The organism is Abyssogena phaseoliformis symbiont OG214, assembly GCF_016592595.1.
GTDB lineage: Bacteria > Pseudomonadota > Gammaproteobacteria > PS1 > Pseudothioglobaceae > Ruthia.
Genome location: NZ_AP012977.1, coordinates 783,939 through 796,265 on the forward strand (window position 1 = coordinate 783,939; position 12,327 = coordinate 796,265).

A 12,327-nucleotide genomic window follows, 5' to 3' on the forward strand; every position below is an offset into this window, starting at 1 on the left:
TACTTTATGCAATATCAATCAATCATCAAATCCTTAGTCATTCTTATATTCTCCCTTGCTTTAAATACTCAAGCGGCAATTTTTATCACCCCTAAAGCACCAGAAATATCTGCTGCTGCTTATAGTGTTGTTGATTACAACTCCAGAAAAGTCATCGCAAGCAGCAAGCAACACGATAAACGCGCACCAGCAAGTCTAACCAAACTAATGACAGCCTATGTTGTTTTCCAACTTATTAACGATGGTCGTATCAGTTTAGAGGACGAAGTGCGTATCAGCAAAAAAGCGTGGAAAACAGGCGGCTCAAAAAGTTTTGTAGAAGTGGACAAAACCATTAAACTTGAAACATTGCTTAAAGGCATGATCATTCAATCTGGCAATGATTCTGCTGTCGCCTTGGCTGAACATATTGCAGGAACTGAAAGTACATTTGCCACTTATATGAATGAATATGCACGTCAACTTGATATGAACAATTCTTGGTTTGAAAATGCTTCTGGCTTGCCAAATGATAATCAATACACCACTGCGGCTGATATAACACTATTAGTGACAGCAACGATTAAAGACTTTCCCCAATTCTACCCTTGGTACTCACAAAAAGAATTTACTTATCACGGCATTAAACAACGCAATCGCAATAAATTACTATGGAGCGACCATACGGTAGACGGGCTAAAAACTGGATTTACTAAAAAAGCAGGTTATAACTTAGTGGCCAGTGCTAAACGCGTTGGCATGCGTTTGATTTCTGTTGTTTTGGGGTCTAGTAGTGTGAATGCTCGAACCTCACAAACACAAAAAATTCTTGACTACGGCTTTCGCTTTTTTGAAACCCAAACCATTGAAAACATTAAAAAAGAAGTGCCCATTGCCAACTCAATCAAAGACACACTAAAGGTGGGCATGTCAAAAGCAGTCAGCTTCACTCTAGCACGTGGTCAGTTCAAACTTTCAGACCAAGTGATTCAACTTGATACAGCCTTGTCAGCACCTATCAATAAAGGTGATGTTGTTGGCAAATTACTCATCCAGTTTGAAGGCAAAACCATGATAAGCATTCCATTAGTTGCGCTTGAAGATGCACAACAAGCAAGCTTGTTCTCGCGTATGCTTGAGGCTATTGGGTTTTAGTGGTATTTTTAAACGGCGAATTTATTGAAAAAAACCAAGCACATATTTCTGTGATGGATAGAGGTTTTTTGTTTGGCGATGGTGTTTATGAAGTAATTCCTATTTATAACAACAAAATATTTCGCCTTAATGCGCATCTATTACGCTTGCAGACAAGCCTTGATTCAGTCAAAATTAAAAACCCATATAATCTAAAAGAGTGGGGCGATATTCTAAGCAAGCTTCTTGACTTTTATAACAACCAAGAGCAATCAATTTACTTACAAATAAGTCGTGGTGTGGGCAACAAACGCAAACACAGTTTTAGCAATTTAACACCAACGGTTTATATCGAATCCAATCCCTTACTAACCAAAACCAAGCAGACGCTTAAAGTAGGCTTTTCAGCCATCACCCAGCCAGATATTCGCTGGCATCGATGTGACATTAAATCCATCTCTCTTTTGGCCAATGTCATGTATTCACAACAAGCAAAAGAAAAAAACGTTGAAGAGGTTATTCTTTATCGAGACAATCAAGTGACCGAAGGTGCAACTTCTAATGTATTTGTAATCAAAGATAACACACTATTTACCCATCCGACTAGTGTTCATATTCTATCTGGCATTACTCGCGATTTAGTACTAGAAAGCGCAAGAGCATGCCATATCCCTATTAAAGAAGTTTCATTTTCAATGGATGAATTAAACGCCGCAGACGAGCTGTGGATCTCTAGTTCCACACGTGAAATCATGCCCATTACCCAAGTTGATGGCAAGTTAATCAACCGTGGTAATATTGGTAATGCTTGGGGCTGTGTTTATGATTACTACCAAAGTTTAAAAAATGCACGATAAGCGTTTAGATAAACTAGGCAATTGGCTTGAAAGTTTCTTTGGTCATCAAAATTTTGCACTCACACGTGCAAGTAATGATGCCAGTTTTCGTCGTTATTTTAGAGTTCAACATCAGCAAGAAACTACTATTGCTATGGATGCACCGCCCTCAAAGGAAAGCACCGCATCTTTTATCAAAATTGCCAAACTGCTTAATCGGCATAATATTCACGCACCAAAAATCATCAGCTTAGACTTAAAGCAAGGTTTTTTACTGTTGGAGGATTTGGGCTCAACTACTTTTTTACAAGCCTTAAATGGGAATTTTAATCTTGATTTATACAAAATAGCCATTGACGAACTCATCAAAATACAAATCATTAATACCCAAAACCTAGCACTTAAAAAATACGACAAACAACTGCTCAACGCTGAAATGCAACTACTGATAGATTGGTACTTACCTAAAACGCTATCCAATACCCATCTTCAAAATTTACAAGCTATTTTTAGGCTATTGTCTGACAATGCACTTAGTTCAAAACAAGTGTTTGTGCATCGTGATTATCATTGTCGCAACCTAATGACGCTAAAAAATAATGATTTAGCTGTAATTGATTTTCAAGATGCACTCATTGGCTCAAATACTTATGATTTATGTTCACTACTTAAAGACGCTTACTTTGAATTGAAACCCTTTGAATTACAAATACTTTTGCAATACTACTACGATCAAGTTAATATTGATTCTGAATTTTCTGAATTTGAAAAACAGTTTGAATTGATGGGGTTGCAACGTCATTTAAAAATATTAGGCATCTTTAAACGCCTGTCAATTAGAAACAACAAACACCAATACTTAAATGACTTACCATTGGTTAAAAAGTATGCACAACAAACAGCCAATAAATACCCAGAATTTGCACCCCTTAAAGAGATCTTATGCTTGGTATGATTTTAGCAGCAGGTCGAGGAAAACGCATGATGCCGTTGACCAAAAATACACCGAAACCCTTAATCAAAGTTCAAGGCTTAACACTCATTGAACATTCAATTAATGCCTTAAAAAATGCTGGCATCAGCAAAATAGTCATTAACATTTCATATTTAGACGAACAAATTAAGTCTTATCTTGGTAATGGCTCAAAATTTGGTGTCAATATTCACTACAGTAATGAGTCAAAAGGCGCATTAGAAACTGCGGGCGGTATTATGAAAGCATTACCCTTATTAGGCATCAAGCCTTTTGTTGTCATTAATAGCGATGTGCTTTGTGATTATGACTTATCAAACCTAACACTCCCAACAAACTCACTGGCTCATCTTGTACTAATTGACAACCCTAAACACAATCCAGCAGGTGATTTTTCATTAAACGATACCCAATTAATCCTAACAAACAAAAAAACTTACACCTTTTCTGGTGTCGGTGTTTATCGCCCTGATCTGTTTAAACCTTATTTATTCGAGGAAAAATTAGCACTTTCAAAGGTGCTAAAAGCAACCATAGCTAAAAATCAAATTAGTGCAGAACATTATGCTGGTTACTGGCAAGATATAGGCACACCAGAACGTTTAGAATTAGCCAACAAGCAAGCCAGACTGAATGTAAAATAACTTACTGATAGTGTCAAGGGTGTGCCGACAATAAATGGTTATGAACCCCGCCAGATCTGGAAGGAAGCAACGGTAATAATTTTTTTGTGTGTTGGATGATATTCTTGGTGCTATCACTTTTAATAAAATCAACCCTATTTTTGATGAGTGAACACTATCAAGTTTTAGCTAGAAAATATCGCCCGCATTCTTTTGCTGAATTGGTAGGTCAAACGCACACAAAAAAAACCCTAATCAATGCACTTGATGCTAATAATTTGCACCACGGCTTTTTATTCACAGGCACACGTGGTGTTGGCAAAACTACCATTGCCAGAATTTTTGCCAAATCTATTAACTGTGAACAAGGCATTAGTTCAACCCCATGTGGCAAATGCCTTACTTGCATTGAAATTGACAAAGGTCAATCAATTGATTTAATTGAGCTTGACGCTGCCTCACACACAGGGGTGGATAACATGCGCGACATTTTAGAAAATGCGCAATATACGCCAAGCAAAAATCGTTATAAGATTTATCTTATCGATGAGGTGCATATGCTGTCCAAAAGCAGTTTTAATGCTCTTTTAAAAACCCTTGAAGAGCCGCCAGAACACGTTAAATTCTTATTAGCAACTACAGATCCACAAAAACTACCCGTAACCGTTTTATCGCGTTGCTTGCAATTCACATTACAACAACTAACCCATGATGAAATTCTAGGCCAGCTAAAATTTATCATGGGTGCCGAAGCGCTGAGCTATGAAGAATCAGCTCTTGGCCAAATTGCTGATTTTGGCAATGGCTCAATGCGCGATGCACTGAGTTTGCTTGATCAATCAATCTCTTATGGCAAAGGCACAGTAACCAATGCTGATATTAAAGCCATGCTGGGCTTGGTACATCATGATGATATTATTAAATTAGCAACATATTTATTTAGCCAAGATGCCAGAGCGGTGATTGATTTTATTAAGGACTTGTCTCACCGCGGCGAAAATCTTAGCAATGCACTTAAAGATTTAAGTTCATTATTTCACAAAATATCTATTGCACAAATTGTTGATACTGAAAGTAACAAGACTATTCAAAACCTTAGCACACAAATATCAAACTTTGATTTGCAAATTTTTTATCAAATGTCAGTCAATGGCTCTAAAGACATGGCACTAGCCCCTAGTGAACAAATTGGGTTTGAGATGACACTACTTAGAATGTTGGCATTTCGCAGCGATGCCCAGCCTAACGCGGAAAAAAAAACGCTGAAAATCAGCCCTGAAGTTAAAACACCGGCACCAATTAAGGAAAAACCACTACCAAAAGTAGAGCAAAAACCAGACGTTGTAAAACCCGCCACACTTGATATTAACAATCAACAACAATGGGAAACACTCACCCAAGTGCTAGAATTTAAAGGCGGTGCGCAAATGTTGGTAAAAAATACACTATTTGACAATGTCAACAATACAACGCTAACACTAACATTGGATAACCAATTTACTAATTTACTAAGTGACCACGTACAAAAAAGCATGTTAACAACACTTAGACAAAAATTTTCAATACTAAGTTTGGTAATTAACCTTGGCAAGCCCAATACTCAAACATTAGCACAAAAACAAACTCAAGCACATAATGAAAAAATGAAAAAAATACAAGCACAATTCTTAAATGATAAAGGTGTGCAAAAACTAGAAAAAATATTCGATACAAAAATTAATATTAACTCAATTAAGGAAATTAACCATGTTTAAAGACGGAATGGCTGGGATGATGAAAAAAGCCCAGCAAATACAAGATAATATAAAACAAGTACAAGCGGAAATCAAAAATCTATCTGCCACTGGAAAAGCTGCTGGTAGCTGCGTTGAAATCACCTTAAATAGTGAACACATAGTAACTGATATTAAAATCCTTGATGAAGTGATGAATGATAAAGAACTACTTGAAGATTTAATCCTTAGTGCAATGAACGATGCTGTGAGACAAATCTCTGAAGCCTCATCTGCCAAAATGAAAACTGCCACAGGTGGTATGAACTTACCTTTCTAATGATTGAATCACTCAACAAAGCCTTCTGTACATTACCCGGTGTAGGCAGTAAAACCGCACAACGCTTTATTTATCATCTATTAGAGCGCAATCGTGAAGGTGGTATGGATCTTGCCAAAGCGTTAGTTGATGCTATGGAACACGTCAAACACTGCACCTCATGCCGAACATTAAGTGAAAAAACCTTATGTCATATTTGTACTAGTGAAGTGCGTGATGCTTCACAATTATGCGTTGTAGAAACACCAACTGATGTTCATGCCATTGAACAAAGTGGGGTTTATAAGGGTAAATATTTTGTCCTTAGTGGTTACCTATCCCCTATTGATGGTATTGGCGCATCTGAATTAGGCTTAAATGAACTAGAACAAAAACTAACCAACCAAAATATAAAGGAAATTATTCTAGCAACTAATGCTACAGTAGAAGGCGAAGTAACTGCTCATTATATTAGCAGTATGGCTAAACAATTTGACATTCAAATCACCCGAATCGCTCATGGCATCCCAATTGGTGGTGAATTAGAATACGCTGATATCAATACCATTGCTCACGCACTATCAGGTCGTAAAAAGTACGATTAAAATATCTTTGTATCTCATATCTAACACTTTTATGTAAAAATTAATAGATTTTTCTAAATCACTCACTCACAACATTGTGTGTAAAATTCTCAATAATATCATTATAAACACCAAGTTAATGACAGATACGTCCACTCATTGGGATAATATTTACCAAAATCAAGAATACACTCAAGTAAGTTGGCATCAAGCCCAGTCAACCATATCACTTGATTGGATTCTAGAATTTACAAGTAAGAATGATGCCATCATTGATGTAGGTTGTGGTGTATCAGTTCTGGTTGATAATTTGATTGACAAGGGTTATACCAATTTATCATTACTAGAACTTTCAAGTAGCGCTTTGAGCGCCATTAAAAAGTTCATTTTTACCATGAAAATATTTTAGAATTTAAATCTAATCATCAATTTTCTCTTTGGCATGACCGTGCTGTATTTCACTTTTTAACAGATAAAAAAGACCAAAAAACTTATATTAGAAAACTAACCAGTCAAGTTAAAGAAGACGGTTATTTCTTACTATCCACATTCTCACCCAGTGGTCCCAAGTTGTGTTCAGAGCTTAATATTGTTCAATATGATGTAAAAAAAATCACGCAATTATTAGGCAACAACTTTAAATTAATAAAAACCACTTCTGAAATTCACTCTCACCCCAACGGCAATACGCAAGATTTTAATTATTTCTTATTTCAAAAAAAATAGATTCACATTATAACCCTGTTCTTAAAATCACTCTTTTATAGTAATTTTATCTACTCGTAATTCTTGTTCCACGCTCTGTTCATCTAAAAAAATTAAAAATTCTTCTGTAGATTTATTGATGATATCTTTTAGCCTAATTACTTGAATAGTCTCATCAATAAGAACCTCTATGGATTGTGAGCGCATGATGACTAACTCATAAATACTATGATCTTCGCAGAAGATTTGTAAGTAGTTTTTTTCATTGTTTTTCGATTAATAAGAGCTTATCAATACGGCTCATTTGCTTAATTTCGTACTCACGCTTAAACGCTTAGCTTTTATTATTTGCTTTTTCTTGATAAACCAACTCACAAGGAGCGCTGTACATGTGTGTATTTTGCCCCGCCTTTTATCTCACACCATTATGTTGTCTGATACGTCTGCTAATATCATTGCTAACACCACAATAAAGCAAGTTGTTGGCATAATGAAGTAAATACACAAACCAAGCTTTATTAACCAATTTAATTTTGATGATATAGTATAATGACGAAGTTTAATCCATCTTGCTACTTTAATGGAAAAAACTTACAATCCTAAACAAATTGAAGCAAAATTTAGCTCACTTTGGGAAGACAAAAACCTATTCTCATCTGATTCAAATACCACCAGCAAAAATGCCTACTGCATTATGCTACCACCCCCAAATGTTACAGGATCGCTACACATGGGGCATGCTTTCCAACATACGATTATGGACATATTAACGCGTTATCATCGTGCAAATGACGAACAAACCCTTTGGCTGCCAGGTACAGACCATGCAGGCATTGCCACACAAATGGTGGTTGAACGTCAATTAGCAGCACAAGAGGTGACTCGTCATGAGCTTGGTCGGGATAAATTTATTGATAAGATTTGGGATTGGAAGGCACAATCTGGTGGCACAATCACGTCACAAATGCGCAGACTTGGCTCATCAGTTGATTGGAAAAAAGAGCGATTTACTATGGATAAAGGCTTGTCTAATGCTGTTAAAAAAGTATTCATACAACTCTTTGAAGAAGGGCTGATTTATCGTGGTAAGCGTTTGGTCAATTGGGACCCAGTATTACACACCGCTGTATCTGACCTTGAAGTCATTAGCACTGAAGAGCAAGGCTCACTTTGGCACATGCGTTATCCTATTACTAATACTAATGAGGTAATGATTGTTGCAACCACACGCCCTGAAACCATGCTAGGCGATAGCGCCGTTGCTGTTCATCCTGATGATAAGCGTTATACACATCTGATTGGTAAAACCATTGACTTACCCCTAACCAATCGAAAAATTCCAATCATTGCAGACAATTATGTCGATATGGCATTTGGTACAGGCTGCGTTAAAATCACCCCTGCTCATGACTTTAACGACTATGAAATTGGGCTGCACCATCATTTAGAGGTTATTAACATCCTAACTGATGATGCTAAAATTAACAACATAGTTGATAGTGCCTACACAGGCATGGATAGATTTAAAGCACGCAAGCACATCATTCAAGATTTAGATAATCAGGATTTACTAGAAAAAATCGAGCCACATAAATTAATGATACCGCGTGGTGATAGAACAAATGCAGTCATCGAGCCTTATTTAACCAACCAGTGGTTTGTTAAAATCAAGCCATTAGCCCAACCTGCCATTGATGCAGTTAAAAATGGAGACATTCGCTTTATTCCTGAAAACTGGAACAAAACTTATTTTAACTGGATGGATAACATTCAAGATTGGTGCATCTCTCGCCAAATTTGGTGGGGGCATCGTATTCCCGCATGGTATGACGACAAAGGCAATATCTTTGTTGCAGACTCACTTGAACAAGCGCAAAAACAAGCAGGAGAAGGGATAACACTCACTCAAGATGAAGATGTGCTTGATACTTGGTTTTCCTCCGCCTTATGGCCATTTTCAACCCTAGGCTGGCCAGAAAAAACACCTGATTTATCTCATTTTTACCCAACTGATGTACTGGTCACTGGCTTTGATATTATCTTTTTTTGGGTGGCTCGCATGATTATGTTTGGGCTTAAATTTACAGGCAAGGTGCCTTTTAAAGACATTTATATCACTGGCTTAATCAAAGACGGACAAGGGCAAAAAATGTCCAAATCCAAAGGCAACGTGCTTGACCCAATTGATTTAATTGACGGCATTACTTTGCAAGATTTACTTAAAAAACGCACGCAAGGGTTAATGCAGCCAAAAATGGCAGAAAAAATTAAAAAACAAACTAAAAAAGAATTTGCTGATGGTATTCCCGCCTTTGGTACTGATGCGCTACGCTTTACTTTTGCCGCCTTAGCTTCTTTTGGTCGTGATATTAAGTTTGATTTAAAGCGAGTTGAAGGCTATCGTAATTTTTGCAACAAACTGTGGAATGCTTCACGTTTCGTGTTGATGAAACTTGAAAGTGAAACCATTGATACTAACGCACAATTATCAACTGCTGACGAATGGATTTTATCTTGTTTACAAAACACCAAAAACAACGTTGAAAAGCATCTAGCTGACTATCGCCTTGATTTAATGAGCCAAACCCTATATGAGTTTGTTTGGCACGACTATTGCGATTGGTATCTTGAATTGTCTAAGCCGTTATTACAAGATGATGCAACCAAAGCAGGCACACAAGCCACTTTAATCAAAGTGCTAAACGAAATAGTAACTCTGTTACACCCAATCATTCCATTTATCACTGAGGAAATCTTTGAGCAATGCAATGTCATTACAAGCCGTAATAGCACGAGTTTAATGACTCAATCTTATCCGCAAGTCATTAATAATTTAATATCTACCAAAGCCGAGGTAGAAATTAAATGGCTACAAACCTTTATTTTAGGCATTCGCCAAATTCGTGGTGAAATGAAAATTCCACCTTCAAAGCCACTACCTTGTTTTGTGCAAAACTTTAACGCTACGGATGAGCAATATCTGACAAATAATATGAGCATTCTAAACTCGCTGGCAAAAATGGAAAATATTGACAAGCTAACCACCACCGAGCAAGCACCAGAATCATCTACCGCTTTGGTTGGTGATATGAAAATTTTCATTCCATTGGCTGGCTTGATTGATAAAAACCAAGAAATCGTGCGCCTTAATAAAGAAATTGAAAAATTAGAAAAGCAAAAAACTCAGTTTGAGGGTAAATTAAACAATGAAAATTTTATAAAAGGCGCACCTAAAACAATCATCAATATAGAAAAAGAAAGACTAGCTGTAACACTATCTGCTATTAATGATTTCATCAATCAACTTAAAAAAATATCCAGCTTATGAATTTAATTAAACATTTATCATTAACGCTCATACTACTTAGTACACTTGCTAACGCCAGGTCATTTGTCTACATCACTGACCAAGTAGACATTCCAATGCGCGAAGATAAAACATTTGGTAACAATATAGTGCGTTCTTTATCTTCTGGCTCAAAACTCTCCATCCTACAAGCCACTGAAGATGGCTGGACTCAAGTGAAGTATGAAAACTCAACAGGTTGGGTCATTTCAAGATACTTATCTAACAATCCACCCGCAAGAATGCAATTAGAAAAACTTAGACAAAGCTACAACGCTAACCAATTACTAACCACCAAACAAAGCAAAAGAAACACAGAACTTTCAAAACAAGTTAAAACACTAAAAAATAAAAATACTGGGCTTTCTATGCAAATTAGCAAATCTCAAGCTGAAAAGCAACACGTTGAGAAAATTTATAAAGATGCACTAAAACTTGAACATTCTAATGAAAGGCTCGCCACGCAAGTGTTGCAACTAAAAACTGAGATTCAACTATTAGAAAGTAACAGCATCGCTACGCAAGAGTCCAGTTCTCGTAATTGGTTCATTGCGGGTGGCTTGGTGTTATTTTTTGGCATGATGATAGGTTTCATTTTTCCAAACTTTGTTAACCGCAGGAGATATTAATGAATTTACTAAAAACCGCATACACATTTGATGATGTGTTGCTAATACCCGCACACTCAAAAACCATGCCAAAAGAAGTGAGCCTAACAACGCAATTAACTAAAAATATCACCCTTAATACACCCATTCTTTCAGCAGCAATGGACACCGTCACCGAGTCCAAACTAGCCATTGCCATTGCCCAAGAAGGTGGTATTGGTATTATTCATAAAAACATGTCAGTGGCAGAGCAAGCCAACGAAGTGCGCCGTGTCAAACGTTTTGAATCAGGCATTATCAGAGAACCAATCACCATCTCACCAAAGGCAACCATTGCTGATGTCTTTAAAATGCAACAACAGCACAACATTTCTGCCTTGCCTGTGCTTGAGGGCAATATTATTGTCGGTCTAGTGACAGGTAGAGATGTAAGATTCGAAACCCGTTTGGGTGAATTGGTTGAAAATGTCATGACCCCACAAAACAAATTAATCACTGTTCAAGAAGGCACAGACATGAGCGAGGTAAGGTCATTATTACAAAAACACCGTATTGAGCGCGTTGTCATAACTGATGATACCTTCAACCTTAAAGGCATGATTAATGTCAGCGACATTCAAAAATCAACAGACTTTCCCAATGCCTGCAAAGACTCAGAAGAGCGTTTGTGTGTAGGTGCTGCTGTTGGTGTTGCTATTGGCACAAGCGAGCGTGTTGATGCACTTGTTGAAGCAGGTGTGGACGTTATTGTGATTGACACTGCGCATGGGCACTCTCAAGGCGTACTTGACAGAGTTGCAAAAACCAAAAGTAAACATCCAAACTTAGCCATTATTGCTGGCAATATCGCCACAGGTGCGGCGGCACTAGATTTAGTCAAAGCAGGTGCAGACTGTGTAAAAGTAGGTATTGGTCCAGGTAGTATTTGCACCACTCGCATTGTTGCTGGCGTAGGCGTGCCACAAATCACCGCCATTTCAGACGTGGCAGATGCACTCAAAGGCACGGGCGTACCAATTATTGCCGATGGTGGTATTCGCTATTCTGGCGACATTGCCAAAGCATTCGCTGCTGGCGCATACTGCGTTATGTTAGGCTCAATGCTAGCGGGCACTGAAGAATCTCCAGGCGAGGTCGAACCCTATCAAGGTCGTTCTTACAAATCCTACCGTGGTATGGGCTCACTAGGTGCAATGAACCAAGCACATGGTTCATCTGATCGCTATTTCCAATCAGACTCTAAGGCTGACAAATTAGTACCAGAAGGCGTTGAAGGTCGTGTTCCATTTAAAGGCTCTATGCGCCCTATCATCCATCAAATGGTTGGTGGCGTTAGATCTTCTATGGGCTACACTGGTTGTAATACATTAGAAAAAATGCGTACAAACGCACAATTTGTACAAGTCACCTCCGCAGGTATGGTTGAATCCCATGTTCATGATGTATCCATTACCAAAGAAGCGCCAAACTACCATCAATAATCATTAAGCTTTCTTACTAATATTTCT

General features: G+C 37.6%; 13 protein-coding genes and 1 other RNA gene. 12 read left to right on the top strand and 2 right to left on the bottom strand.

Going from position 1 to position 12,327, the window contains the following annotated elements:
- The first annotated feature begins 6 nt into the window (after positions 1–6).
- From CVPH_RS05000 to CVPH_RS05040, 9 genes are all read left to right on the top strand, one after another.
- Positions 7–1,134, top strand: a complete 1,128-nt coding sequence (locus tag CVPH_RS05000) for a D-alanyl-D-alanine carboxypeptidase family protein (protein ID WP_201340657.1) — start codon at positions 7–9, stop codon at positions 1,132–1,134.
- The gene (locus CVPH_RS05005; protein WP_201340658.1) at positions 1,134–1,970 is read left to right on the top strand and encodes a D-amino acid aminotransferase; all 837 of its coding nucleotides are present in this window, start codon (positions 1,134–1,136) and stop codon (positions 1,968–1,970) included. Before CVPH_RS05000 ends, CVPH_RS05005 begins: the two co-directional genes overlap by 1 nt.
- On the top strand, positions 1,960–2,904 hold the full coding sequence (locus CVPH_RS05010) for an aminoglycoside phosphotransferase family protein (RefSeq protein ID WP_201340659.1): 945 nt from the start codon (positions 1,960–1,962) through the stop codon (positions 2,902–2,904). Before CVPH_RS05005 ends, CVPH_RS05010 begins: the two co-directional genes overlap by 11 nt.
- The gene (murU, locus tag CVPH_RS05015; protein WP_201340660.1) at positions 2,892–3,566 is read left to right on the top strand and encodes an N-acetylmuramate alpha-1-phosphate uridylyltransferase MurU; all 675 of its coding nucleotides are present in this window, start codon (positions 2,892–2,894) and stop codon (positions 3,564–3,566) included. Before CVPH_RS05010 ends, murU begins: the two co-directional genes overlap by 13 nt.
- A gap of 14 nt (positions 3,567–3,580) precedes the next feature.
- Positions 3,581–3,676, top strand: an RNA gene (gene ffs, locus CVPH_RS05020) — signal recognition particle sRNA small type.
- A 33-nt stretch (positions 3,677–3,709) separates the two neighbouring features.
- Complete coding sequence (gene dnaX / locus CVPH_RS05025) at positions 3,710–5,299, top strand: DNA polymerase III subunit gamma/tau (RefSeq protein WP_201340661.1); 1,590 nt, start codon at positions 3,710–3,712, stop codon at positions 5,297–5,299.
- Positions 5,292–5,597, top strand: coding sequence for a YbaB/EbfC family nucleoid-associated protein (locus CVPH_RS05030; RefSeq protein WP_201340662.1), 306 nt, complete (start codon positions 5,292–5,294; stop codon positions 5,595–5,597). The genes dnaX and CVPH_RS05030 overlap by 8 nt, the downstream gene beginning before the upstream one ends.
- Positions 5,597–6,181: a recombination mediator RecR gene (recR, locus tag CVPH_RS05035; protein ID WP_201340663.1), complete on the top strand. Its 585-nt coding sequence runs from the start codon at positions 5,597–5,599 to the stop codon at positions 6,179–6,181. The genes CVPH_RS05030 and recR overlap by 1 nt, the downstream gene beginning before the upstream one ends.
- 118 nt (positions 6,182–6,299) lie before the next feature.
- Positions 6,300–6,569: a hypothetical protein gene (locus CVPH_RS05040; protein ID WP_201340664.1), complete on the top strand. Its 270-nt coding sequence runs from the start codon at positions 6,300–6,302 to the stop codon at positions 6,567–6,569.
- Between the two features lie 344 nt (positions 6,570–6,913).
- Here CVPH_RS05040 and CVPH_RS05045 read toward each other — a convergent pair whose 3' ends face one another.
- Both CVPH_RS05045 and CVPH_RS05050 read right to left on the bottom strand, forming a co-directional pair.
- Positions 6,914–7,072 carry a hypothetical protein gene (locus CVPH_RS05045; RefSeq protein WP_201340665.1) on the bottom strand — a complete coding sequence of 53 codons (159 nt, stop codon included), beginning with the start codon at positions 7,070–7,072 and terminating at the stop codon, positions 6,914–6,916.
- 205 nt (positions 7,073–7,277) lie between these two features.
- Positions 7,278–7,370, bottom strand: coding sequence for a GIY-YIG nuclease family protein (locus tag CVPH_RS05050; protein ID WP_225879819.1), 93 nt, complete (start codon positions 7,368–7,370; stop codon positions 7,278–7,280).
- Between the two features lie 75 nt (positions 7,371–7,445).
- Here CVPH_RS05050 and CVPH_RS05055 point away from each other — a divergent pair, with 75 nt between their 5' ends.
- Genes CVPH_RS05055 through guaB form a run of 3 tightly spaced genes read left to right on the top strand, consistent with a single transcriptional unit; the run spans position 7,446 to position 12,300 of the window.
- Entirely contained in the window at positions 7,446–10,193 is a 2,748-nt protein-coding gene (locus CVPH_RS05055; protein WP_201340666.1) for a valine--tRNA ligase, read from the top strand.
- Complete coding sequence (locus CVPH_RS05060) at positions 10,190–10,840, top strand: TIGR04211 family SH3 domain-containing protein (RefSeq protein WP_201340667.1); 651 nt, start codon at positions 10,190–10,192, stop codon at positions 10,838–10,840. Before CVPH_RS05055 ends, CVPH_RS05060 begins: the two co-directional genes overlap by 4 nt.
- The gene (gene guaB, locus CVPH_RS05065) at positions 10,840–12,300 is read left to right on the top strand and encodes an IMP dehydrogenase (RefSeq protein WP_201340668.1); all 1,461 of its coding nucleotides are present in this window, start codon (positions 10,840–10,842) and stop codon (positions 12,298–12,300) included. Before CVPH_RS05060 ends, guaB begins: the two co-directional genes overlap by 1 nt.
- Positions 12,301–12,327 lie beyond the last annotated feature (27 nt).

Coding starts and splice junctions, on each gene's coding strand:
- recR (WP_201340663.1), top strand. CDS start 5,597: ATGATTGAATCACTCAACAAAGCCTTCTGTACATTACCCGGTGTAGGC.
- CVPH_RS05055 (WP_201340666.1), top strand. CDS start 7,446: ATGGAAAAAACTTACAATCCTAAACAAATTGAAGCAAAATTTAGCTCA.
- dnaX (WP_201340661.1), top strand. CDS start 3,710: ATGAGTGAACACTATCAAGTTTTAGCTAGAAAATATCGCCCGCATTCT.
- murU (WP_201340660.1), top strand. CDS start 2,892: ATGCTTGGTATGATTTTAGCAGCAGGTCGAGGAAAACGCATGATGCCG.
- CVPH_RS05040 (WP_201340664.1), top strand. CDS start 6,300: ATGACAGATACGTCCACTCATTGGGATAATATTTACCAAAATCAAGAA.
- CVPH_RS05060 (WP_201340667.1), top strand. CDS start 10,190: ATGAATTTAATTAAACATTTATCATTAACGCTCATACTACTTAGTACA.
- CVPH_RS05000 (WP_201340657.1), top strand. CDS start 7: ATGCAATATCAATCAATCATCAAATCCTTAGTCATTCTTATATTCTCC.
- CVPH_RS05030 (WP_201340662.1), top strand. CDS start 5,292: ATGTTTAAAGACGGAATGGCTGGGATGATGAAAAAAGCCCAGCAAATA.
- CVPH_RS05045 (WP_201340665.1), bottom strand. CDS start 7,072: ATGCGCTCACAATCCATAGAGGTTCTTATTGATGAGACTATTCAAGTA.
- CVPH_RS05010 (WP_201340659.1), top strand. CDS start 1,960: ATGCACGATAAGCGTTTAGATAAACTAGGCAATTGGCTTGAAAGTTTC.
- guaB (WP_201340668.1), top strand. CDS start 10,840: ATGAATTTACTAAAAACCGCATACACATTTGATGATGTGTTGCTAATA.